This window comes from Mesorhizobium sp. P2_E10 (assembly GCF_056404235.1).
Map to the genome: position 1 here is coordinate 32872 of NZ_JBFUEK010000002.1, position 23256 is coordinate 56127.

Below are 23256 nucleotides of genomic sequence, written 5' to 3' on the forward strand. Positions count from 1 at the left end.
CGGGGGTTCTCAGCCCCCTGAGCGGTCTTCATCCTCCGGCCTCAGAGGCCGAACCAGCGCGAGCGCCGGCTCGATCCAAAAGTCTCCTTGTCGGCGCGCAGCGCTACCGAGGGCTCGTGGTATTTTCCGGTCGGCGCGGGGCCTGAAAAGAAATCGACCTCGACCTTGCCGATGCGGCCGCCGCCGAACTCGATATAGCAGGTGCCGAAGCCGTCATAGAGCGAGCCGCTGCCGCTCTGGCGCAGTTTTGCGATGAGCCCGGTGGCAACGGCGCGCGCCGCACCTTCGGCGAACACCCCGGCCTTGGGCGTGCCGGTGTTGGCGCCGTCGCCGACGGCATAGACGTTCTCGTATTTTGTTTCGAGCGTGCGCGGATTGACCGGGATCCAGCCGTTCTCGGCCATGCCGCTTTCCAGCACCACCGGCGGCACGCGATGCTTGGGAACGCCGAGGAAGAGATCGAACGGCATTTCCGTGCCGTCGTCGAGCACCGCCAAATTGCGGGCATTGTCGACGGAGGCGACGCGGCGGCTCGGGATGAACTTGATGTCGCGTTCGGCAAAGGCCGCCAGCAGCGCCCGCGAGGTGTCGGGCGAGGGCGGCACCGGGCTGCCCAGCGGCAGCACCAATGATATCTCGCAGTCCGCGCGCACGCCTTGCCTGACCAGATAGTCGTGCAGCATCAGCACGCATTCGCTGGGCGCCGGCGGGCACTTGTAGGGTGCCCCGCAGACGCCGACCATCGCCTTGCCTTTTTTGAAAGTGGGCAGCACGTCGCGCAGCCGCTCCGCTCCCGCCACGGTGTAGAACTCGTTGGTTCCCGAAAGCCCTGGCGTGGCGTCGAAATCATATTCCGCACCGAGCGCAACCACGAGGTGGTCGGCCTCGAACACGCCGTCATTGGTGGTCACCCGGCGCCTCTCGGGATCGATCCCTGTGATCGTGCGCTTCAGTATCCTGACGCCCGGCTTGGCATAGCTTTTGTAGGGCAGGCGCACGGCCTGCGGCGTCTTCAGGCCGAACATCACGTCCAGCTTGGAAAAGCCGAACACGAAGGAATCGCTCTGGTCGATCAGCGTCACGTCGATGCTGTCGCCCATCGCCTCGGAAAGCAGCGTCGTCAATTCGAGGCCGCCGAAGCCTGCCCCAAGGACGACGATACGCGGTTTGCTTGCGGTGTTCATCTCAAGTCCCCTCGGATCTGTCTTGGCGCCTTGCCGGAGGCTGAAGTCGCCGGGTTGCTCGGAAAAAGGCGGGCGGCGAGATGCCTGTTTGCTGGCCTCGCCGCCTTGGATGTCAGGTCAGGACCGGCTGCGGCACGATGCGGATGTAGGGCTTTGGCTCCTTCCAGCCCTGCGGGTAGAGTTGCCTGGCTTCGTCGTTCGACACCGACCCGGCGATGATGACGTCGTCGCCGGGCTTCCAGTTGACCGGCGTCGCCAGGCGGTGCTTGGCTGTCAGTTGCAGGGAGTCCACCACGCGCAGCACCTCGTCGAAGTTGCGGCCCGTCGTCATCGGGTAGGATATCACCAGCTTGATCTTCTTGTCCGGGCCGATGACGTAGACGTTGCGCACCGTCTGGTTGTCGGCGGCGGTGCGGCCGTCGGCGCTGTTGCCGGCCGACGCCGGCAGCATGTCGTAGAGCTGCGAGATGGCGAGCGTCGGGTCGCCGATCATCGGGAAGTTCGGCGCCATCCCCTGCGTCTCGGCAATGTCCTTGGCCCAGCCGGCATGCTTCTCGACCGGGTCGACGGAGAGGCCAATGACCTTGACGCCGCGCTTGTCGAACTCGGGTTTGAGGCGCGCCATGTAGCCGAGTTCGGTCGTGCACACCGGCGTGTAGTCCTTGGGGTGGGAGAACAGGATGCCCCAGCCCTTGCCCAGCCATTCGTGGAAGCTGATGCTGCCCTGAGTGGTCTCGGCGGTGAAGTCGGGGGCGATGTCTGCGATACGGAGTGACATGGTTGCTTTCCTTTCCGGTTGGAATTCGATTGCGGGGGCATATTAGGAAATCTATGTTCCGCCAGCGTTCCCCGACGCCCCCTCGTTGGTGACGGCTCTGGCGCCGCCATGGCCGGACCTTTCCTGATGGTGCCTGCATGCGCGTTTCGATCCATCTGCTCGGCCGCTTCGCCGTCAGCGTCGATGGCCGCCCGATCCCGGCGGCCGAATGGCGGCGCGACCGCGCCGCGGCCCTGGTCAAGCTGCTGGCGCTCAGGCCTGGCCATCGCATCCACCGCGAGCAGGCCATGGAAATTTTCTGGCCCGACGCTGATCCCGAGGCAGCCGGCGCCAATCTGCGCAAGGCCATTCATTTCGCGCGCCGCACGCTCGGCGTCCACGACCTGATCGAGGTGAGCAACGACATCGTCTCGCTTGCCCCGCATGCCGAGCTCGAGATCGACGCCGAAAGCTTCGAGGCCGCCGCCAAGGCGGCGCTACACGGTGGTGACAAGAGCGCCTATGAGCGTGCCGCCGATTTCTATGGCGGCACGCTGTTGCCGGACGATCTTTTCGTCGAGTGGCTCGACACGCCGCGCGCGCAACTGCAGCAGCGCTACAGCGACCTTTTGCGCGCCGGCGGCCTGTGGCAGCGGTTGATCGCGCTCGACCCCGCCGACGAGCAGGCCCAGTGCGCGCTCATGCAGGTGGCACTCGATGCCGGCAACCGCGTCGAGGCCATTCGCCAGTTCAACCAGCTGCGAGAGAACCTGCACGCCGAGCTCGGCGTCGGGCCGAGTGCGGCGACCATCGCCCTCTACGAGAAGGCGTTGGCCCTCTCCAGCACCGAGACCGTCAGCCCGTCGGAGCGCATCCGCACCTCGCTTGCCTGGGGTCTGGTGCATCTGCAGAGCGGCGAGTTCGACAAGGCAAGCGAGATCGCCCGGCACACGCGCGACCTGGCGCTCGGTGCCGACCTGCCGCGCGAAGTCGGCGAGGCGAGCGCGCTGCTCGGCCTCGCCTCAATGATGCGGGCGCAGTGGCCGCAACTGTTCCGCTCCGAATTCATCGAATGGGTCCGCGCCAAGCCGGCCTTCGTGCAGCATGTCTTCGATGGTCACCTGTGCCTGTCCGAATTCTGCCTGTGCAGCGCCTCGGGCCATGCCGAAGTCGCAGGCCTCGCCCGCGAGCTGCTCACAGTGGCCGAGCAGGCCGGATCGCAAGCCGGCCGCGGGCTTGCCTGCCTGCTTCTGGGCGAGGCGGCGCTGTTTTCGGGCGACCTCGACGAGGCCGAGCGCCACCTGACCGAGGCCGAGCGGCTGCTGCTGGAGGCGGATGCGGTGGCCGGCCGCGTGCTGGCAATAGAGCGGCTGGCCGAGATTGCGCTGGAGCGCGGCCAGAAATGGCGCGCCAGCCGGCTCATCCAGCGCGGTCTCGCCGACGCCGAACGCTCATGGCTGTCGCCGCACCTGATCATGCGCATGCAGGCGCTGGCCGTGCGCGCGGCGACGACAGCCAAGATGGTGGCGGAAGAAATCCTGGCCGGCGACCGGTTGCTAACCCCGGGTGCCTGCCAGCCCTGTTCGATGGCGCTGCGCACGGCCTCGGCAATCGCGCTCGCCGAGGCCGGCGAGCTGGACCAGGTCGACCGCCGCCTGAACGACGCCGAGCGCATCGCCGGCATGTGGCATGGCGGTCCCTGGGCGGCGGCCCTTTGGGAAGCGCGCGGCGTGCAGCGGCGGGCGCAGAACCACGAGATCCGCGCGCTCGCCGCCTTCGACGAGGCGGCCTCGCGCTACCAGGAGCTTGGCCGCCCGCGCGACCAGGCCCGCTGCCTGGCCCGCATGGGCCAAGAAGGGTAGGGGGCAGCCGCGCCAAGCTTGGTTGCGGATGAACGAGGTTGGCACTCTGCGGCAAGCAGATGGTTGACCCAACTTGCCATCCGGCCGATAGCTCCGCCGGAAATTGCCCCCGAGAACCCCGATGACTTCAGACTCCAACCTTCACGACGCAATGGAGTGCATCCCGTCCCCCGACGCCGCCTGGCAGGACGACGTCCGCGCCGGCGTGCGCCACGTGCGCGATCTCGCCTCGCTGCCGCTCTCGCCAGCCGAGCGCGCGGCGTCGCAAGCTGCTGCCGCGAACCACAAGGTGCGCATCCCCAAAGCCTATCTCGACCTGATCGACTGGAACGACCCCGCCGACCCCATCCGGGCGCAGGTCATCCCGTCGCCCGACGAGCTGCAGGAGCAGGACGGCGAGCTCGACGACCCGATCGCCGACCATGACTTCAGCCCGGTGCCGCGCCTGACGCATCGCCATGCCGACCGGGTGCTTTTGTTCCCGACCTATCAATGCGCGGTCTATTGCCGGTTCTGCTTTCGCAAGGAGTCGCTGACCGCGATTGGCCGCGGCTATACGCGCGAAGCGCTGGAGCCGGCCTTTGCCTATATCGCTGAGCATCCCGAGATCCGCGAGGTGATCCTGACCGGCGGCGATCCGCTGTCCTTGCCCGACAAGGCGCTGGCCGAAATCTTCACGCGCTTCGAGGCCATCGCGCATGTGCGGCTCTTACGCATCCACACGCGCGTGCCGGTGGCGCTGCCATCACGCATCACCTCAGGGCTGGTCGCCGCCTTGCAGGGCCGGCTGATGGTCACCGTGGTCACCCATTTCAACCACGCGCGCGAGATCACCGACGCCACCGAAGCGGCCTGCCGCATGCTGCGGCAAGCCGGCTTCGTGCTGCTCAACCAGAGCGTTCTCCTCAAAGGCGTCAACGACACGGTCGAGGTGCTGGAGGAGCTCTGCCGCGAGCTGATGTACCGCCTCGGGATAAAACCCTACTACCTGCACCACGGCGACCTCGCGCGCGGCATGGCGCACAGGCGCACCACCATTGCACAGGGCCAGGCACTGGCCGCCGCGCTGCGCGCCCGCCTGTCGGGCATCTGCAACCCCGTCTATGTGCTGGACCTGCCGGAAGGCGGTGGGAAAGTGCCGATCGGGCCGTGCTATGTCGAGGCGCAGAACGGGGAGAGCTGGCGGATGCGCGGGCTCGATGGCGAGGTGAGGGCGTATACGGAGGTTGTTGGCGAATAAGGCAGGGCGCCAAGCGGCGTTCATGGTCACCCCAGAACTCTTTCTTGGAACCGGATTCAACGCTCCGCATTCTCTCTTGGATGGAACGCTGGAGGAGCGCAGCGTGAAGGCCTTGTTGGGAATAGTCGGTGGCTTTGTACTGACGCTTGCGGTCTTCGCCAGCGGCCTTGCCTTCGCCACCTGGCTTCTCGTCGCCAAGCCCGTGCACCAGGCGACACCCGGCATCGGGGTCGCGGAACTCTGGACCAGGGACGCGCGGCCGGTGAACAAGGCGGCGCAGACCCTGGAGCGCATCCCGGTCGAGCAAGCCGACGTGCCGGAGGCCAAAGCGGAGGCGGGTGTTGCACCGCGGGAGACCCCGGCTGCCACCGACGCGATTGCAACTTCCGCCATCCAGCCTTCGACAGGCGAAGTACAGGCCTCGGCCGAACTGCCGGCCGCCCATGTCGATTGGTGCGCGAGCCGCTACCGATCCTACCGTCCGGACGACAACAGCTACATGTCCTACAGCGGGCAGCAGCGCCCTTGTATCTCGCCCTATCTCGACGCCGCCGCCGCCGGGCGCGCCTCGCAGCCGCTCGATGCCGTCAACTACGTCGAGGCAGACGACGCTTCGATGGATGGTTACGCCTCGACGGATGAGAGAGCGATAGACGAGGGCGGCGCCCAGCTTTCGCCCGACCACGTAGACTATTGCTTCAGCCGCTACCGCTCCTATCGGCCGGAAGACAACACCTACCAGCCCTATTCCGGCGGCCCGCGCAGGCAGTGCCAATGAGGCGGGCTCCGGCGCCGCCTGTCGACTTCAGCGACCGGGAACAACCTTTCCGCAATTGAGCATATTCCTGGGCTCGAACAGGCCCGCGATGGCGCGTTTCGCAGCACTTCCGGCCGCATTCAATGCAAAATCCCACACTTTTCGCACCTCTTCCCACGCCGGCTCCCACGCTCGGCCAAACACCACGGCCCTATGAAGCGGCCCAACAGCGAACGGACGGACCAAGACGACCGTGCGCTGAGCAACCGGCCTCCGCGTATCTAGAAGGATGTGGCCGGCCGGTTTCGCCCAGGAGCAACAAGAGACGGCCTCGTGAACGCGGTGGGCGGCGCGTTGAGGCCAGATGTCAACTTTCAAAGATGGAAAACTGAAATGAAGAAGATCGTACTTGCCATTGCCTCGTTGTTGTTTGCCTCCAGCATGGCTTTTGCCGGCAGCGACCACTTTGGCTCGGACCCCATCGCTGCCGCTGGCAACCATCCGAACACCCACTCCATGGTGTCCGGCGCCAAGGCGGTCGACATGAAGACCACGAAGAGCATCGCTACCGACAGCAAGGCAGCGGGAAATTCGACCTACGATATCCCGGTATGGGGCTATGGCCAGGGCATCTGGGGCCGCTGACATCAGACTTCCAGGCGGCGGACCGCCGCCTGGAATTGCCTTCCGCCGGCAACATCACTTGTCGGAAATAACCTTGCCCGGATTCATCATATTGCCCGGATCAATCATGCCCTTGATCGCCCTTGCCAGCGCCTGCTTCACCGGATCGGCGTAGCGCCCACAGGCCCCCAGCTTTTCGATGCCGACGCCGTGCTCGGCTGAGAACGAGCCGCCGCTTTCGCGCAGACCCGCATAGAGCACGTCCTCGATCGCCTCATGCAGCGTGTGCGAAACCGGCCCGTCGGTGTTGATCGAAATATGCAAATTGCCATCGGCGAGATGGCCGAACACATACGGCGCATACGACGCGTCGATTTGCTTGAGACCGGCTTCGATGCGCGCGACATAGGCATCGATGGCGCCGCCCGGCACCGACACGTCGAAGGAGGGCGGCAAATGGTGCATGCGCTCGATCATCTCGGTCTCCTCGCGCAGCCGCCAGATCGCCTCGGCCTGGGCGACCGAGCTGGCGACCAGCCCGTCGACGATGCCGGCCTCCTCCCAGATCGCCGCCAGCCCTTCCTCCAGCGCATTTGTTGCGCCCTCGATGCTGTCGGCGCCAAGTTCCAGCACCAAGAGGCATGGCGCGTCGAGCGGCAGCTGGCCGGGCGCGAAGCCGAGCATCCTGTTCATGGCCACGGCAAAGCGGTGCCACAGGATCTCGGCGGCCCGTAGGCTGGTGGCGGTCGAGCCGAGGAAATGGCGCACGATAAGCTGCGCGCTCGCCGCATCCGGTACGCCGACCAGCGCCGTGGCACTGGCGCCCGCCACCGGATCGAGCCTGAGGGCGACACGGGTGACGATGCCGAGCGTGCCCTCGGCGCCGATGAACAGATGTTTCAAATCATAGCCGGCGCTGGTTTTGAGCACGCGGGTGAGATCGGAAAAGACGCTTCCATCAGGTAGCACCGCTTCGACCCCGAGTACGCGATGGCGCATCGTGCCGTTGCGAAAAGCCATGATGCCGCCGGCGTTGGTGGAAACCATGCCGCCAATGGTGCAGCTGCCGCGCGCGGCGAGATCAATGCCCGGATCGAGGCCCTGCGCCAGCGCCGCCTCCTGCAGCGTGCCGAGCGGGGTGCCGGCCTGCACGATCGCGACGCGCGCCAACGGGTCGATCTCCTCGACGCGGGCCATGGCGCCAAGGTCGCAAATGATCTGCCCAGGCACCGTGCTGGCCGCGCCGGTAAGCCCGGTGCGACCGCCCTGGGCGACGAGGCTCAATCCATGCGCGGCACAGAACCTCACCAGTGCCACCACCTCGGCGGTATCGGTGGGGCGCACAAGGGCGGAGGCGCCGAAATTGCGCCGGTCGAAGCCGGGATCGCGGCCAGCGAGCTCGGCCTGGTCCCAGACAGTGCCGGCCACCTTGCGCAGTTCTGCAATCAGTATCTCGTCGCTCACGCTTTCAGCCTCCATCATCGCGCCGGCGCACCGCTATCACGCCCGGACGATGCCGAACAAATGGATTTGCGCGGTGGTGTTGGGCAGCTGCACGGTGCTGGCAAGCCGGATGCCACTTGGTTCGTCCTGAGGGGTGACGGCTCGGCGGGCAAGCGACGAGAGCAAAGAGAAGCCGGCGCCTCACCCTTGGAGAGTAACCTGATGGGGCGCCGGCCAGGGCGGATCGACAGGTCCGCCGCAAAGGGTGGATATCGCGTTTCCGACCAGCATGGCATTGGTGCGATCGCGGAAGATGCCCGCAGCGGCGATCTCGAATACCGCGCCGCAGGACCGCGACTCAGGCCCTCAGTCGAGTGGCTCGTGCTGGTAAAGCTCGTCCATGCTCAGCGATGCCAGGGCGCCGAAGGGTGCCTGCTTTTTCACCCGGCCGCCACTGAGGATCACCACGTCGTCGCAAAACGAGATGGTGCTGTGATGATGGCTGATGACGATGGTCGTGCGGCGGCCGGCTCTCGACTTCAGGGTCTCGACGATCGCCGCCTCCGACAGGCCGTCCACCGCATTGGTGGCTTCGTCCAGGATGAGCAGATCGGGATCGCGCACCAGGGCTCTCGCCAGTGCGATCCGCTGCCTCTGCCCCGCCGAGAGATTGACGCCCCTGTAGCCGACGAGCGTGTCGTAACCCAAAGGAAGCCGTTCGATGAACTCATGCGCTTCGGCCAGTCTTGCGGCACGCTCGGCGTCGCCGGCGGTCGCTGCGTCCTGCCCGTAGGTGATGTTTTCGAAAATGGTGCCGTCGACCAGTTCCAGCTCCTGGCTGGCCAGGGCGATGTGGCGCCGCCACTGGCTGGCGTCGATCTGATCGAGCGGCGATCCATCGACGAGAATCCTGCCGGTGTCCGGTTCCACGAAGCGGCACAGAAGATTGACGATCGTTGTCTTGCCGGCGCCCGAACGGCCGATCAGTGCCGTCGAGCGGCCGCTGCGGATTTCGAACGTCGCCGCATGCAGCACCACCTCGCGCTGGTCGGTGCCGGAATAGGTGAACGTCACGTCATCGAACTTGATGCCCTGGCGCAAACCGTGGAACGGCCCGTCGCCTTGCGGCGGCTTGGGCTTGCCGGCGGGATCCAGCATCCATGTCACTTCTTCCAGCGATCCGCTCAGGCCTTGCAGCTGACTCCATGAGCCTTGCAGGGCCCGCATGTGCGGCTGCAGCCTGTAGAGCAGTATGACGAACGCGATGATCAGCGGGAAACTCACTTGCGCGAGCCAGGCGCCGATCACCACCGCCAGAAACAGCATGGCGTGGAGAACCTCCGTCAGCGGCGGCAGCGCTCCCTGGCGCACGAGCAGCACGAAAGCGGCGCGGCGAACCCCGTCCGATGCCCCATCGAATATCGCCTTCTCCCGGCTCTCCTGTCCGAAGATGCGGATCAGGCGCCCGGCATGCACCAGATGCAGCATCTGTGACGCGAGGTGGCTGTTGCGCGAGGCGACGCTGCGGCTGGGCTCTTTCAGATTGGCCGAAAGGATGGCGTGCGCGATCTGGACGAGCGCTAGTCCCAGCGTGACCAGCAGCGTCATGCGCCAAGAAAGCAGCAGCAGAAAAGCCAGCAGGATGATGGCGGCCGATGCGCTGACGATGGCCGACAGCATGATCTGAATCGCATCCGACGCCCGCCAGGATTCGTTGGAGATGATGTTGAGCAGGCGTCCCGGACTCTGCCGCAGGAAGAATGGATAGCCCACTCTCAGCAGCTGCTCCGACAACGCGCTGCGGATCGAGTGACTGGCCTTGCCATAGATGAAGGTCGTCAACAGCGTGTTGGCGAAGGCGACAACATTCTTCAGGATGATCGAGCCGAGGATGGCGACCGAAATGGCGATAAGCCGGTCGCGCTCGCTCAAGCCCGATCCGACGTGCTGCAGGACGGCGGAGAAGCCGGCCATCCCGGCCGCATCCCCATGTCCCATGATAATGCCCAGCAGCGGGATGATCAGGCCGATGCCGAACCCTTCGAGGACAGCGCTGGCCAGGCCGAGAACCACCACCGCCGGAAGCAGGCGCAGTTGCCGCTTTCCGAACGCCCGGAACAGCATGGGCAGGCTTGGCGGTAGCAATGGCATTATGGTGGGTTACCTCGCCTGGGCATTTGCGTGTTGATCTTGCCGCACCGGCGCCCGCTGCGGCCGTCTCGCCAGCACGAGAACCGCGAATTTGGCCGCGCCGAGCAAATTCATGGTGACGATCGGCCAGTGCGACAGCTTCAGCTCGCGATCGAACGCAGGCCCGCCCGCCCGTTCCCGCAAAGCGCCTCTCGCGGCCCAGTAGAAATGGCGCAGCAGCCAGGGCGCATGGCGAACATGTTTCAGGCAAAGCCCGCCATTGCCCAGGCTGTAGTCGCGGTGGAGCTTTTCGATGGATTTGCGATCCCGCCTGCCGTGGTGATGGAATATCGTCATGTCAGGCACATACTCGACCGCGATGCCGAGCAGCATCGCTCGCACGAGGTAATCGGTATCTTCCGCCGACCGCAATGGCCCGCCGGCGCCGAAGCGCTCGTCGAACCAGCCGATGCGGGCCGCGACATCGCGGTGCATCGTCATGTTGCAGCCGAGCACGAAGCCGCCGGGATGAACATCCGGCGTCAGCCGCTCGCGCACCCGCGAGCGTTTGATCGTGAACGGCAGATCCCTGGGATCGCCAAGTTCGACGCGGCCGCCCCGGATCAGCCATTGTTCCCCGGATGCATAGTGTCGCTCCAGATCGCTGAGATAATCGCAATGGACGGCGCAATCATCATCGACGAAGACCAGCACACGGCCGCGCGCCCGCCGCAACCCGGCATTGCGGGCCGCCGCCAATCCGGGGCGCGGCTCGCTGACGGCCGTGAACGGAATATCCGACGCTTCGGCGATGCTGGCCAGGCGTTCCGCCGTGCGATCGCTCGAGCCGTTGTCGACGACCACGAGCTCGGCGGCGAAGCCGGCATGGGCGCGGCACGCGGCTTGCACCGACTTGATGCAGGCCTCGAGCACGGCGACGCGGTTGCGCGTACAGATGATGAAGCTGACTTCCGGCGCCGAGCGCTCCGGCCGCGGATCGGCCGGGACGGGCTCAAGCGAGGTCAAGCGAGCGCGCTGCAGGGGGTGGTGGGCTTTGACGGTCATCTCCTAGCTCAACTGATAAGGTGCGAGAACCGCCGCAGCGGGCGCGGATTTGAAGAAATATTCCACCGCGTCCGCCTGCTTGCCGGCCTCCAGCGAGGCGAGGCTGAGCCAGGGTGCCCAGGCGCCGGGCCGCAGTGCATATTTCTCGCGTCGCCGGATGACGTTCCACTTCCCGGTCCGCGTCAGCAGTTCATGCGTCAGCGGCGGCTGCTTTTCATCGGCGACGAGCTGGTAGAGGAAATAGAACAGGTTCAGCGCGCCGGCCGCGAAGCTCGGCTGCGTCTCGGCCGGCAGCGAGCAAATCCGCCGCTCCAGCGTGACGATGAAGTCGGCCGCACGGGTAACCGTGTCGAGGCTGACCGCCTCGCCGATGTCGCGCAGGTCCAGCGTGGAGTCCGCAAGGCCCTCGCGCTCGAGGTTCTCGGCCACGATCCGTAAATGCGTCCGGCGCATCTCCTTGCTGTGCCGCTGCGTCACGCTCCCCTCATGGGTGCGGTAGATGACCAGGTTTTCGGGCATCATGGCCGCCGGGTAGAGGCTGGCCAGCCGCCTGAAAAGATCGAAATCCTCGGCGTGCCTGTAGGTCTTGTCGTAGAAGAGATCGTCGTCTGCGATGACCTTCCTGTTGTAGACGACGGTCGGGTGCATGAAGATCGTGAAGAACTTCGCCAATATGGGCAGCTGGCCGAACTGGAACACCGGATCGGGCCTGCCCCTGGCGATGCGGCCGCGGATCAGCATGTCGACGCCGGCGCCGCAAAAACCGAGCTCGGGTCGTCGCTCGAACAGCGCCACCTGGCGCGACAGGCGCCACGGATAGGCGACGTCGTCGGCGTCCATCCGCGCCACCAGCTCGCCCTGGGCTTTTCCGAGCCCCTCGTTGAGCGTTGCGACGAGGCCGCGGTTTTCGCGCGAGATGATCGAGATGCGGCTGTCGTCCCTCCGGTATCGCTCGAGAATCTCAAGCGAATTGTCGGTCGAGCCGTCATCGATGGCGATGACCTCCAGGCGGCTATAGTCCTGCCGCAGGATGCTTCCAAGCGCTGCGGCGAGATACGGCCCGGCATTGAAGACCGGCAGCACGACGGAGATGAGCGGTGCGGCGGTCATCGTCTCGCATCCGTTCGCTGCAGGTCGAGCGCTGGCGCGCGGCCGTCGGGTGTCATCGCGAACCTGCCGACAGGGCCGGCGCCTGCTTTCGGGGCGCGCGCGACATAGGGGAAGTGGCGCTTGAGGCTGTTGAGCGGCCTTTCGAACACCACCCAGGAAATCGAGGCCGCGACAATCGTGGCAGCGCCCGCAACCAGGAACCGGCCTGGCCCTTGCTCCGAGACATTGAGCGGAATCCACGGCTGCGACTTGACGGCGAGCGACAGCAATATCGGATGATAGAGATAGACGCCGTAGCTGATGCGGCCGAGACCAAGCAGCGGCGGCAGGTCGAGAAGCTTGCCGATTGTGCCGCCAACGCCGTTCGAACAGGCGGCGACGATGACCATCAGCGGCACCAGCGGCAGGATTTGCCGCACCAGCCAATGGGCCCATTCCAGCATCGGATCGGCCGGCGCCGGGATAAACCACTCGATGACAAGGAATGCGGCCGCGAAAGCAGGCCAGCCCAGCCGCATCCATTGCGGCACGGCCGCGCCTCTGGAGCGCCAGCAGGCAAGCAGCGCGCCCGTCGCCAGCGCATCCATGGATGCCGGCGGCAGCAGGTCGCGCGCCAGCGCCGTGTTGGCGGTGAGCGGCCAGTAGAAGCGATAGGCCAGCGACAGCGCGATGACACCGATGCAGATCTGTTCGAAGCGCCGGCGCGGCGCCAGAAGCACGACCAGCGGCCAGGCAATATAGAACTGCTCCTCGATGCTCAGGCTCCAGAAGTGGCACAGCACCCAGGGGTTCCAGTCATTGTGCAGCGCATACCAGAAGTTCGAGAGGTAAAGCGCATGCCAGACCAGCGATCCCCTGGATTGCTCGAGGTCGACCAGCCAGACGAAAGCCAGAACAGCAAAATAGGGCGGGAAAATCCGCAAGCCGCGCCTGATGTAGAAGGACCGCAGCGCCGGGCCGGTTTCAAACGCGGCGGCTGCGCGCGCCTCCAGCAGCAGGCGCGTGATCAGGAAGCCGCTCAGCACGAAGAACAGCCGCACACCGATATGGCCCCAGAACGATGATCCGCCCGCGGCGAAGAAATGCGAGTACATCACCATCGTCACCGCGACGGCCCTCAGCGCATCCAGTTGGGTGTCGCGGGTATTTTCCATCACCGGCATCCGCCATGTCCGAGCCGCCAGCCGGTCGTTTCGAGCAGCAGGCGAGGGGAGGCGTGGCTCGCCAGCACGCCGGTGCCACCTTCAAACCCGCGCTTTGCAGGCGGGCCGGGCTCGCAATCGACGAACGGACAGGCAGTCAACCTGGCGGGATCCTTCACGGCATATTTCCAGTCGCAAGACGAGTCCCCCGGGAATGCTTCGGCCACGGCATTGTGCAGCGCAACACAAAAAATCTACCCCGCTGAAATACTTGCGTGAGCAGGTGCTAAAAAATCAACGAAAACAGTTCCGTTTTCGCCGATACGGCGATTTTTGCGGACTTACTCCTGTCGCATAAGTTGCACTGGTTTCGACTGAAAGTGGTTGCTCAGAACATCCCAGGATTGGTGGTCGAAAATTATCCAACATTTGATAAATAGCGAGAAGTTATACAGAAATATGTTTCAGGCGGGTCGATTGCACACTTACCTAATGACGAATGAATTTGAGCTGTTGGCTTTGGGCGCTGCAGCATGATTCGCTGCTGCAGGTGCGGTTTGGCGGTTGAATGCGGGCCAGGAAGGCGAGGGTACAAGAGGCGGTTGGGAAGCAGGCAGACGGTGCGCCGGGCGGTTTGGGTCGTCAGGGCAGAAGGAGTGTGAAAGCAACCGAATGCAACCTGAAACCAGATTGAAACATCCGCGGCGACAGGCGACATGCCGGCGAAACGCCCCGGGGGGATGGTCGAGCCTCACCAGAAACACGAGGAGCGTCACCGATGACACCTGACCAGATCAAACTTGTCCAGGACAGCTTTCGCGAGGTCGTCCCGATCCGCGCGGCTGCCGCCGCCATTTTCTATGAACGCCTGTTTGCGATCGACGGCAGCCTTCGGGCGCTGTTTCCGGTGCGGGACATGACCAAGCAAGGCGCCAAGCTGATGGCGGCCCTCGGCTTCGTCGTGCATGGGCTGGATCGTGCCGAGACCATCCTGCCCACCGTGCGCGAGCTCGCCAAACGGCACGTCGGCTACGGCGTCGAGGAGCACCATTACCCCATCGTCGGCCAGGCGCTGATCGAGACCCTGGACGCCGGCCTCGGTCCCGCCTTCACGCCGTCGGTGCGCGAGGCCTGGGAGGCAGCCTACGGCTTGCTCGCCAGTGTCATGATCGCCGCCGCCCGCGAGGTGCAGCTCGCGGCGTGAGGGCAGGCAGGCACGTTGCGCCGCAGCCTACCCCCCGAAAGCAACCATAGCCAGGCCGGTGCGGCGACTCGACTGAAAGGCTGACCCGTTGCCGGCGCTGCGCGGGTACGACCAATCCCGAACTACCTGGCCGGCCCACGATGTTCGCGAGCGATGCGCCGGGCGAGCACGACGCACAGCAGGCATCCCGTGCCACCAAGAGCCATCACCACGCCCATTGGCACCGGCGTGCCGTTGGCGAACAGGCCGACCAGAGCCGAGCCGACCATTCCACTGCCATACTGGATGGCGCCGACAACCGCGGAGGCCGCGCCCGTGCGTTGCTGGACGCTGGCGAGCGCACCGGCGACGGCATTGGCGAGGATAAGCCCGTTCATCGCCGTGAACAGGAATTGCGTGACGATGAGGCTGGCAACTCCACCCAGGCCGGTGATGGTCACCAGCGCCAGGGCAATGCCGGACACGGCTGCGCCCAGTGCTCCCGCCAGCAGCATGTGGTCGCTGCCAAAGCGGGTGACCATGCGCGAATTGAGGAAGTTGGTCGCCATCAGGCCGAGCACCCCCGACGAGAACACCAGACCATAGAGTTGCGGGCTGAGGCCGTGATAGCTGATATACGCGAAGGCACCCCCGGCAATGTTGGCGAACACGCCGACATAGAAACAGCCGACGGCCGCTGCGTATCCAAGCAGAATGTGATTGCCCAGCACCGAGCCGTAGCCGGCGATGGCTTGCCAGGCGGTGTCGGCATGCCGCTTCTCGGGCGGCAGTGTCTCGGGAACCGTCAATATCGCGATCGCGGTGACGCCGCCGATCGCCACGAGGGTCCAGAAGATGGCCTGCCATGATGCGGCGGCCAGGATCTGCGCTCCAACGCTCGGTCCCAAAAGCGGCGCGACCGCCATCACCGTCATCAGGGTCGACAGCACCTTGGCGGCCCGGTCTCGCTCGTAAAGGTCGCGCACCATGGCGCGGGCCAGCGCGACGCCGGCACTTGCACCCAGGGCCTGCACCACCCGCCAGCCGATGAGCTGCCAGCCATCGGTCGACAATGCGCAGCCGGCCGAACCGATGATGAAGACGAGGATGCCAAGCGCCACCGGCCCTCGCCGGCCGAAGCGGTCGCTGACCGGTCCCCAGAAAAGCTGGCCGAAGCCGAAGCCGAGAAGATAGCCGGAGATGGCGAATTGCAGCGTGCCCTCGCTGGCTCCAAGGGCTGTTTGCATCGTTGGCAAAGCGGGCAGGAAGAGATCGGTCGAGATGGAGGCGAAGCCGAGGAGGACGGCCAGGATGACCAGCAATCGGACCCCGCCTGGATCAGCCTTGTCGCCGCTCAAAGCCCCGATCTCTTCATTGGGTCCTCAAGCCTGCCCCAGACTTTGATTGCCGCCGTCCCGGGATCGCGGCCGGCGAGATCGGCCTGGCCCGAGACCGTGGTGGCCACCTTGCGCAGTTCGGTGATCAGTGTCTCGTTGCTCACGCGTTTGAACTCCATGGTCCTCGGCGCACGGCTACCACGCCCGGGCGACGCCGAACAAGGATTTGCGCGCATCTGCTGGGAAAAGCGCGGAAACAAGGAGTCAATGAGCGCTGAGCTATTCCACCCGGTCGGGCACGAACTGGAGACCATCCAGTTCGTGCGGCTGGTCGAGATCAGGTGGGAGAGGCGGGTGGTGTGGCGAGATGAAAAATAGCAGTTCCTACTTCTTTCCAGCCATCTCCAAAAGGTCTGACAAATTGGGCGGTGCGATCTCAGAGTGAGTACTGCCATCAACCGGGCGGAACAGCGCGTTAAAAACGATCGCCAACTCAGCCGACGTTGCAGCTTGATCCGCAGTTAGTGCGCTATAAGTCGCAGCGATTGTTCCTCGGAGCCGCGCGTCTGCACCAAGCGCTAGGTTCTGCACGATAACCCGGCTGACGTGCCGCAATAGCCATGCAAAGGCCAGTGTTGGGAGCGTTATGAACGCGAGCGGAACAAGGGCCAGCAGCCCTGGGTCCTGAACATTTCCAACTATGCGTTGATGGGCATCTGCCACGAGGTCAACGCCGTAGTGCGTGAGCCAGTATGTTCCGCCCCCTAGACCGAGTAGAAATATCGCCCCGAACCCGAGCGCAATTTTTACGTGGCCGTTTGCCTTGTTCGACCAATATGTCGTTGGTGCCTCCAAAACGAGGCGATTCCGCACCTTATCCTCAAGTTCCAATATCCGCGTGTTAGAGCTGTCCAGAGCCAAGGCAAACTGCGCCTGGGCAAATTTGACAGCCTCAGCTGCGCTTCTTTGAAATTTGTCGATGTCGCTTCCGGTCTCGCTTTGAGTTTTCTCACGCCAAGCTTCAAAAGCTCGCTTCATTTCCTCGACCTCGTCTCTATGGGCGAGGGCATCCGAGACAAGGTTGGCCAAATGGTCGGCCTCAAGCTTTGCGGCCTTGGTCGGCACCAGTTCCAGAATTGCCGCCAAACCCGATAACCATACCGCCCACGGAAGTTGCTGCCGGCCGCCCTGGTCAGGCCAAGCATTTTGGGGCCCAAGACTGGCGGCAATGGCGGCGACAGCGCCTGGATAGAGCTTGGGCTTCTCCGCCTTCAATTTTGTGAGAAATCGACCGTACGACCCCTCGCTCAATATGGCGCCTCGTTCCTCAACAATCTTCAGGGCTTCTTCTGGATTGGGAACCGCGTTCTGCGCGTCTACGAATATTGTAGTTGTAAGGGGGTCTAAGAAGGCAAGCCCCTGAGCCCCCTGAGGAAGTGGAAAACTTTTGGGCTGGTTCAGTTCTTGCCAATGTTTGATCTCCGCTTTCAGAAAAGAATTCAACTCTTCCGCGTTGAGAAAGGTCTTGCTCCAACGTTGGTCCGGAACACTGAACCTAATCGGATATCCCCCGTCCTTGGATTTGACCGGCATGCTTGACCCCCCAATTTTCAGTGGTCACGAAGCTATTCCGCCTCACGACTTTTTAGAGGGTAGTTTCACGCAACGTGCATGTGCGCGCAAGCGGGGTCACTACTGAGCTACTTGGACAGGCTCGGCGCAAACATTGGGTTGTTGTTCAATGCCCATTCCAACCGCAGCCCAATCCCATCCGCTTCAATCGCCGCGCCATCTATCCGGGCAAGCCCGTCAGCCCTATCTTTGGTGGGCGGCCTCCCTAAACAGCGCCAGCCGTTGCCGTGCCAGCGCAAGCCGACGCCCGAATGGGATTCGAACCACAGGGGCTTGCACCCCACGTCGGTGTCAGCAGCTGCCGTTCGGACGGCACGGCGGGAGGCGTTTGGGTCGTCAGAGGCAGAAGGAGCAACGGGATCTGGCAGCCTCCTTTAATCGACGATCGGGCGATCCGTCCCGGCGAGCTCGGCATGGTCCCAGACCGTGCCCACCACCTTGCGCAGTTCGGCAATCAGTGTCTCGCCCACCCATTCAACCCTGCGGCCCTTGCCCGTTCACCAAAAGCCACGGCCAAGGTGTGCGCCCGACATTTGTCTCGAACGACTGGAGTCGATCCTACGCGGACCATCCGACCAATGGCTCCGAGCTGTCTTCCTTTGGCTCAGCAGTAGTGCCAGACTGGATGGAGGGAGCACGACATGAGGGAGACCCGCAAAATAGCAGCAATCCTGGTGTCGGATGTGGTCGGCTACAGCCGGCTAGCCGGCGCGGATGAGGATCGCATCTTGGCACGGCTGCGGGCGCTGCGCAGCGATCTCATCGATCCCACCATCGCCGTTCATCGTGGTCGCGTCGTCAAGCGTACAGGCGACGGGAGCCTCGTCGAGTTCAGCAGCGTGGTAGAAGCAGTGCGCTGCGCGATCGAAGTGCAGAACGCCATGCTTGAGCGCAATGCCGGGGTGCCGGACGATCGCCGCATCGAGTTCCGGATCGGCATTCACTTGGGCGACGTCGTGCAAGAACGCGATGGCGATCTGATGGGCGATGGCGTCAATATCGCCGCGCGCCTAGAAGGCATCTGCGAACCCGGCAATATCTGTCTTTCCGAACAAGCCTATTGGCAGGTTAAGTCAAGGCTCGATATCGCGATCAACGATCGCGGTGCGGTTCAGCTCAAGAACATCGCCGAGCCGGTCCGGGTTTATTCGCTTCAGGTCGGCATCCCGGCCAACGCTAGACCCGTGGCATCGGCGGGGGCCATCTTGCCGGAGATGTCTTCGCAGCCGCTCGCGCTGCCCGACAAGCCTTCGATTGCCGTGCTACCCTTCGTCAACATGAGTGGCGATGCCGAACATGAATTTTTCACCGACGGGCTGACCGAGGACATAATCACCGATCTGTCGAATGTGTCCGGCTTCTTCGTCATCGCCCGCTACTCCACCTTCGCCTACAAAGGCAAGCCCACTGACGTCCGTCAGATCGCTCGCGATCTGGGCGTCAAATATGTTCTCGAGGGCAGCGCTCGACGATACAACAAGCGGTTGCGTGTCAACGTGCAGCTAATCAATGCGGCGGAAGGCGGCAATCACGTGTGGGCCGAGCGCTTCGACCGCGACATCGCCGACATCTTCGACGTTCAGGACGAGGTCACGCGACGCGTTGTTGAAGCGATTTCTGGCAAGCTTGGTGAAAGGAAACTTCTTACCCGTTCCCGACCGTCAAATCTCGAAGCCTATGATCTTTGTGTTCGGTCACGAGGCAAGTGCAACAATTCCAGATCGGACAACAGTGAGGCGTGTGCTGACTTGGAACGTGCCGTTCAGATCGAACCAAACTACTGCGAGGGGCACAGCAATCTTGCCATCTCACTGTTATTTGGCTGGATTGTCTGGGGAGAGCCACAGGAACCCGGCCGCGCAAAGGCACTGATACACGCGCAACGGGCCGTGGAAATCGACCCCGATGATTCTCACGCTCGCAGGATCCTGGGCTGCGTTCAGCTTTATGAGCGCAATTGGGACGAAGCAAAATCCCAATTCGATGCTGCCGTTCGGCTTAATCCCAACAATGCAGATGCGGTTGCATGGATGGGTGAGCTTCAAATCTACTTAGGCGATCCGCAAGCGGCGCTGATAGCTTGTGGCGCGGCGCTCCGCATAAATCCTCGTCCACCCGGTTGGTATTTCTGGATCATGGGAATGGCGCAGATTTCCTCCGGTCACTATGAAGAAGCTGTTGCGTCCTTGAGCCGGGAAGAAACGTACGGGACGGGTTCGAGGGAGCACCTGGTTCCCGCGCTTGCCCTTGCCGGTCGCGTTCCTGAGGCACAGGAGGAAGCCCGCCTATTTCTTGCGAGCAATCCAAATTGGAGGGTCGGCGATTTGGTAGCGAACTCACCTTTCAAGAGCCCGAGTGATGCGCAGCCGTTTGTTGATGGCTGGCGTCTGGCGGGTCTGCCAGACTAGGCGTACTTGGGCGGCGGTGAAATATCCGCACGCCGCGAGGTGGCCGATGTGGTGGCACCGGAGCGAGGCCTGCGAAAAGCGTACTATCGACCGGTCCATCCCTGAAAGTTGCCATCCCGGTTCCGGCCCAAAACCGCAACCGACGGTAGGTGCAAGGCCGGGAAAATCTCCCTGCCGCATTCGACGACTGAGTTTGCCCATTCAACTCTTATTCCCTTTCAGGATGTGCTAATATTGCAACCGTGTGCGGCCGTGTACCATGTACAAAGTACGGCGTTCGCAGCTTGGGACTGCAGCCAATGGTGAGCATATGATCCGCAAGGCGCTTCTTTGGTCGGTTGCATCGTTGCTCGCCGGGGCCATGACCCCGTCCGCGCACGCTACCGACAAGGTCGTCAATCTTTACGACTGGTCGGACTACTTGGACCCCTCGGTCATCGACGACTTCACCAAGGACACCGGTATAAAGGTCGTGTACGACGTCTTTGACTCCAACGAGATCCTCGACACCAAGCTACTCACTGGCGGCTCCGGCTACGACGTCGTCGTGCCAAGCGCCAGTTTCCTGGCCCGCCAGGTCAAGGCCGGCGTCTTCCAGAAGCTGGACAGGGCGAAGTTGCCCAACATTGCCAACATGTGGGACGTCATCGAGCAGCGCACCGCCAAGTACGACCCGGGCAACCAATATTCGGTGAACTACATGTGGGGCACGGTGGGTTTGGGGTACAACACCGCGAAGATCAAAGCTGCGCTCGGTGTCGATAGGCTCGACAGTTGGGACTTCTTCTTCGATCCCGAGAAGCTGAAGAAGCTCGCTGATTGCGGAGTCTACGTGGTCGACTCGCCCACCGAAATCCTGCCCATCACGCTGAATTATCTTGGGCTGAACCCCGAGAGCACCTCGCCGGAAGACTTCGGCAAGGCCGAAGAGGCATTGATGCGTATCCGCCCCGACGTCCGCAAAATCGAGTCATCCGAGTACATCAATGCTTTGGCGGACGGCGACATCTGCCTGGCGATCGGCTGGTCGGGCGATGTCCTGAAGGCGCGCGACCGTGCCGCTCAAGCCGGTAACGGCGTGACAATCGCCTACTCGATCCCTCGGGAAGGCACTGTGATGTGGTTCGATCAACTGGCAATCCCCGCAGATGCACCGCATTTGGACGAAGCTAATGCCTTCATCAACTACCTCATTAAGCCTGAAGTCGCCGCCAAGAACACAAATTATGTATTCTTTGCCAACGGCAACAAGGCCTCGCAAAAATTCGTTGAAAGAAGCATTCTCGGCGACCAGTCGATCTATCCTGACGATGCAACTCTAAAGAAGCTTTTCACCGTCTTTCCATACGACCCGAAGACGCAGCGCGTGGCGACGCGTACCTGGACCAAAATCGTCACGGGTCAGTAATTGACGGCAGTTGCGCCTCCGACGAACCGGCTGATTGGTCATCGGTCATCCGTCAATCCGCAATACCTGCTTTCCGCAGCCCGTCGAGCCAGTGCTCGACATCTTCCTGCCGACGATATGGGGAGTCGCGCTTGTAATCAGACAGAGTGAAACCTGGCTTCTGTTCAAGGCATCTGCCCCAGGCCAATCTTGCCTCTTCGGCGCGTGCTAGCTGGCCCAAACACGCAGCCAGATTGGCGAATCCCCGATCATAGTTGTTGTTATCCCAGCGGCGGAACGACTGCAGTGACGCCTCATAGTCGCCGAGAAGATAATGCGTAAATGCGAGCAACTCGTGGATATCGCGGTCTTCTAGTGGATTGAGCCTTCGCAGCCGCTCGCCTATCTCGCGGGCCTTGACGAGTTGACCGTCCCAGAGGGAGATGTAGCCAACCCAGTTGAGTGCCATCGCATTTGTGGGTCCGAGCACGAGCGCGCGTTGTCCATGGGTCTCAGCAGTCTCGAAGTCGCCTTTCCATGCATGTAAAGCGGCAACAACCGCCTCTGCCAGTCCGCTGGCATCGCCGAGTTCAATCGCCCGCAGGGCCGACTGCATCGCCAACGCCTTCAGACCTCCGTCGGCCCTGAAGGCAGAGAGCGTCGCGTAGGCGTCCGCGAGGCATGCATGCACCCGCGCCGAATCAGGTTCCCAGCCCAGAGCCAACTTAAAGAACTCCACAGCAGCGACGGTGTCCTTGTCGGTGAATCGGTGCGTAGCCTCGATCCCGCGCAAGAATGCGTCATAGGCACCGAGGCTCGTTTTCGTCTGTCGGGTCCGGGCGATCTCCGCAGTTCCAACCTTACCGACCAACGCCCAGGCGATCCGTTCGGTCACCTCGTCTTGCACGGCGAAGAGGTCGTCGATGCTTCGATCATAACGCTCAGCCCAGACGTGATTGCCGGATGATGCTTCTATCAGCTGAGCCGTGATCCTTACCCGTGCTCCGGCCTTCCGAACGCTTCCTTCGACGACGTAGCGTACGCCGAGCTTCCTCCCGACCTCGGTAGTGCTTACGGACCGCCCCTTGAAAACGAACGAGGAATTGCGAGCGATTACGAACAGGGTCTGGCTACGGCTAAGTTCCGTGATGAGGTCCTCGGTTACTCCATCCGAGAAGTAATCCTGCTCGGGGTCCGCCGACATATTGGTGAAGGGAAGCACGGCCACCGACGGCTTGAACGGAAGCGGCAAATCCTCCGCCGAGGCGATAGAGCGAGGCGCTTCCTGTTCCCGCTGTCCCATTTGGACCTGGTAAGCACGAACAGCCCCAGTGATGTTCTTCATCGCGTGCTCACCGAGATCGACGAGCTCGTAAGCAAGTTTTCCTTTCACGTGCTCGTAAACACTGCTGCCAATGACGACGCCCCCGGCCTCGCTCAGTTTTTCCAGCCTGGCTGCGACGTTTACGCAGTCACCGTGGATGGTCGTATCATCCAGGATAACCTCGCCGGCGTTGACACCCATTCTGAAGGCCATGCGCCTTTCTTCGGGAAGGTCATCATTGCGTGCCGCTATCCGCACTTGAGTCTCGACTGCACACTGCAACGCATCGACAGCGCTGGGGAACTCGATCAGCAGGCTGTCACCCGCCGTGCCGACCAGCCGACCATTGAATTGCGCGATCTTTGGATCGATCACTTCGGCGCGCAGTGCCTTTAGATGGAAGAGAGTCCCGGCCTCATCGGCCCCCATCAAACGCGAGTAGCCAGCTACGTCAGCTGCCAAAACAGCCACAAGCTTTCGTTCCGGGCGCGCCACGATGCCTCCTGAACTACAAAGACGTCACATGGGTTTGCTGGGAGCGTAGCACTCGCGGCCACAAGCCGCCATTCCGCTGTCGGCCCGCTGCCGTCATTCGAGAAACTGGCGGCGGATGTCCGCTTCTGGCGCCTAGCACACTTTCGCATTTCTCCGGCCGGCGCTGTCAGGAACCG

19 protein-coding genes are annotated in these 23256 nt (G+C 63.2%); 7 read left to right on the forward strand and 12 right to left on the reverse strand.

Going from position 1 to position 23256, the window contains the following annotated elements; genetic code table 11:
* Positions 1–41 precede the first annotated feature (41 nt).
* Together AC1D0N_RS04760 and AC1D0N_RS04765 are read right to left on the reverse strand one after the other, a co-directional pair.
* Positions 42–1184, reverse strand: a complete 1143-nt coding sequence (locus AC1D0N_RS04760) for an NAD(P)/FAD-dependent oxidoreductase (protein ID WP_477241957.1) — start codon at positions 1182–1184, stop codon at positions 42–44.
* Between the two features lie 112 nt (positions 1185–1296).
* Positions 1297–1962, reverse strand: coding sequence for a peroxiredoxin (locus tag AC1D0N_RS04765; RefSeq protein WP_477241959.1), 666 nt, complete (start codon positions 1960–1962; stop codon positions 1297–1299).
* A 137-nt stretch (positions 1963–2099) separates the two neighbouring features.
* Between AC1D0N_RS04765 and AC1D0N_RS04770 the strand changes: the two genes are divergently transcribed.
* The 4 genes from AC1D0N_RS04770 (at position 2100) to AC1D0N_RS04785 (ending at position 6445) form a co-directional block, all read left to right on the forward strand.
* On the forward strand, positions 2100–3803 hold the full coding sequence (locus tag AC1D0N_RS04770) for a BTAD domain-containing putative transcriptional regulator (RefSeq protein WP_477241961.1): 1704 nt from the start codon (positions 2100–2102) through the stop codon (positions 3801–3803).
* A gap of 121 nt (positions 3804–3924) precedes the next feature.
* Complete coding sequence (locus AC1D0N_RS04775; RefSeq protein WP_477241963.1) at positions 3925–5043, forward strand: KamA family radical SAM protein; 1119 nt, start codon at positions 3925–3927, stop codon at positions 5041–5043.
* A 103-nt stretch (positions 5044–5146) separates the two neighbouring features.
* Positions 5147–5821 (forward strand): BA14K family protein, encoded by a 675-nt coding sequence (locus AC1D0N_RS04780; protein WP_477241965.1) that lies wholly within the window; start codon positions 5147–5149, stop codon positions 5819–5821.
* A gap of 372 nt (positions 5822–6193) precedes the next feature.
* A complete protein-coding gene (locus AC1D0N_RS04785; protein ID WP_477241967.1) occupies positions 6194–6445 on the forward strand; it encodes a hypothetical protein in 252 nt (83 codons plus the stop codon).
* A 54-nt stretch (positions 6446–6499) separates the two neighbouring features.
* On the opposite strand, the gene AC1D0N_RS04790 is transcribed toward AC1D0N_RS04785, so the two are convergent.
* The 6 genes from AC1D0N_RS04790 to AC1D0N_RS04815 all read right to left on the reverse strand — a co-directional run bounded on the left by AC1D0N_RS04790 (position 6500) and on the right by AC1D0N_RS04815 (position 13493).
* On the reverse strand, positions 6500–7888 hold the full coding sequence (locus AC1D0N_RS04790) for an FAD-binding oxidoreductase (RefSeq protein ID WP_477241969.1): 1389 nt from the start codon (positions 7886–7888) through the stop codon (positions 6500–6502).
* A 345-nt stretch (positions 7889–8233) separates the two neighbouring features.
* Positions 8234–10018, reverse strand: a complete 1785-nt coding sequence (locus AC1D0N_RS04795) for an ABC transporter ATP-binding protein (RefSeq protein WP_477241971.1) — start codon at positions 10016–10018, stop codon at positions 8234–8236.
* Between the two features lie 9 nt (positions 10019–10027).
* Entirely contained in the window at positions 10028–11062 is a 1035-nt protein-coding gene (locus AC1D0N_RS04800) for a glycosyltransferase family 2 protein (RefSeq protein ID WP_477241973.1), read from the reverse strand.
* A 3-nt stretch (positions 11063–11065) separates the two neighbouring features.
* Positions 11066–12172, reverse strand: coding sequence for a glycosyltransferase family 2 protein (locus AC1D0N_RS04805; RefSeq protein ID WP_477241975.1), 1107 nt, complete (start codon positions 12170–12172; stop codon positions 11066–11068).
* Positions 12169–13326, reverse strand: coding sequence for an acyltransferase family protein (locus AC1D0N_RS04810; protein WP_477241977.1), 1158 nt, complete (start codon positions 13324–13326; stop codon positions 12169–12171). The genes AC1D0N_RS04805 and AC1D0N_RS04810 overlap by 4 nt, the downstream gene beginning before the upstream one ends.
* Positions 13326–13493, reverse strand: coding sequence for a hypothetical protein (locus AC1D0N_RS04815; RefSeq protein WP_477241979.1), 168 nt, complete (start codon positions 13491–13493; stop codon positions 13326–13328). The genes AC1D0N_RS04810 and AC1D0N_RS04815 overlap by 1 nt, the downstream gene beginning before the upstream one ends.
* 599 nt (positions 13494–14092) lie before the next feature.
* On the opposite strand from AC1D0N_RS04815, the gene AC1D0N_RS04820 reads away from it, so the two are divergent.
* On the forward strand, positions 14093–14518 hold the full coding sequence (locus AC1D0N_RS04820) for a globin family protein (protein WP_477241981.1): 426 nt from the start codon (positions 14093–14095) through the stop codon (positions 14516–14518).
* A gap of 122 nt (positions 14519–14640) precedes the next feature.
* Here the strand turns inward: AC1D0N_RS04820 and AC1D0N_RS04825 are convergent, their stop codons facing one another.
* The 3 genes from AC1D0N_RS04825 to AC1D0N_RS04835 form a co-directional block, all read right to left on the reverse strand.
* Positions 14641–15819 carry a multidrug effflux MFS transporter gene (locus AC1D0N_RS04825; RefSeq protein WP_477241983.1) on the reverse strand — a complete coding sequence of 393 codons (1179 nt, stop codon included), beginning with the start codon at positions 15817–15819 and terminating at the stop codon, positions 14641–14643.
* Positions 15820–15851: 32 nt separating this feature from the next.
* The gene (locus AC1D0N_RS04830) at positions 15852–15998 is read right to left on the reverse strand and encodes a hypothetical protein (RefSeq protein ID WP_477241985.1); all 147 of its coding nucleotides are present in this window, start codon (positions 15996–15998) and stop codon (positions 15852–15854) included.
* Between the two features lie 220 nt (positions 15999–16218).
* Entirely contained in the window at positions 16219–17427 is a 1209-nt protein-coding gene (locus AC1D0N_RS04835) for a DUF6161 domain-containing protein (RefSeq protein WP_477241987.1), read from the reverse strand.
* Positions 17428–18107: 680 nt separating this feature from the next.
* Here AC1D0N_RS04835 and AC1D0N_RS04840 point away from each other — a divergent pair.
* Both AC1D0N_RS04840 and AC1D0N_RS04845 read left to right on the forward strand, forming a co-directional pair.
* Positions 18108–19874 (forward strand): adenylate/guanylate cyclase domain-containing protein, encoded by a 1767-nt coding sequence (locus AC1D0N_RS04840; RefSeq protein ID WP_477241989.1) that lies wholly within the window; start codon positions 18108–18110, stop codon positions 19872–19874.
* 310 nt (positions 19875–20184) lie between these two features.
* Positions 20185–21282, forward strand: a complete 1098-nt coding sequence (locus tag AC1D0N_RS04845; protein ID WP_477241991.1) for a polyamine ABC transporter substrate-binding protein — start codon at positions 20185–20187, stop codon at positions 21280–21282.
* A 52-nt stretch (positions 21283–21334) separates the two neighbouring features.
* Here AC1D0N_RS04845 and AC1D0N_RS04850 read toward each other — a convergent pair whose 3' ends face one another.
* Positions 21335–23080, reverse strand: a complete 1746-nt coding sequence (locus tag AC1D0N_RS04850; RefSeq protein ID WP_477241993.1) for an adenylate/guanylate cyclase domain-containing protein — start codon at positions 23078–23080, stop codon at positions 21335–21337.
* Positions 23081–23256 lie beyond the last annotated feature (176 nt).

Bases quoted from the DNA above. Each gene is read 5' to 3' on its own strand.
- AC1D0N_RS04760 (WP_477241957.1), bottom strand. From the start codon at position 1,184: ATGAACACCGCAAGCAAACCGCGTATCGTCGTCCTTGGGGCAGGCTTC.
- AC1D0N_RS04765 (WP_477241959.1), bottom strand. From the start codon at position 1,962: ATGTCACTCCGTATCGCAGACATCGCCCCCGACTTCACCGCCGAGACC.
- AC1D0N_RS04770 (WP_477241961.1), top strand. From the start codon at position 2,100: ATGCGCGTTTCGATCCATCTGCTCGGCCGCTTCGCCGTCAGCGTCGAT.
- AC1D0N_RS04775 (WP_477241963.1), top strand. From the start codon at position 3,925: ATGACTTCAGACTCCAACCTTCACGACGCAATGGAGTGCATCCCGTCC.
- AC1D0N_RS04785 (WP_477241967.1), top strand. From the start codon at position 6,194: ATGAAGAAGATCGTACTTGCCATTGCCTCGTTGTTGTTTGCCTCCAGC.
- AC1D0N_RS04795 (WP_477241971.1), bottom strand. From the start codon at position 10,018: ATGCCATTGCTACCGCCAAGCCTGCCCATGCTGTTCCGGGCGTTCGGA.
- AC1D0N_RS04800 (WP_477241973.1), bottom strand. From the start codon at position 11,062: ATGACCGTCAAAGCCCACCACCCCCTGCAGCGCGCTCGCTTGACCTCG.
- AC1D0N_RS04805 (WP_477241975.1), bottom strand. From the start codon at position 12,172: ATGACCGCCGCACCGCTCATCTCCGTCGTGCTGCCGGTCTTCAATGCC.
- AC1D0N_RS04810 (WP_477241977.1), bottom strand. From the start codon at position 13,326: ATGGAAAATACCCGCGACACCCAACTGGATGCGCTGAGGGCCGTCGCG.
- AC1D0N_RS04820 (WP_477241981.1), top strand. From the start codon at position 14,093: ATGACACCTGACCAGATCAAACTTGTCCAGGACAGCTTTCGCGAGGTC.
- AC1D0N_RS04835 (WP_477241987.1), bottom strand. From the start codon at position 17,427: ATGCCGGTCAAATCCAAGGACGGGGGATATCCGATTAGGTTCAGTGTT.
- AC1D0N_RS04840 (WP_477241989.1), top strand. From the start codon at position 18,108: ATGAGGGAGACCCGCAAAATAGCAGCAATCCTGGTGTCGGATGTGGTC.
- AC1D0N_RS04845 (WP_477241991.1), top strand. From the start codon at position 20,185: ATGATCCGCAAGGCGCTTCTTTGGTCGGTTGCATCGTTGCTCGCCGGG.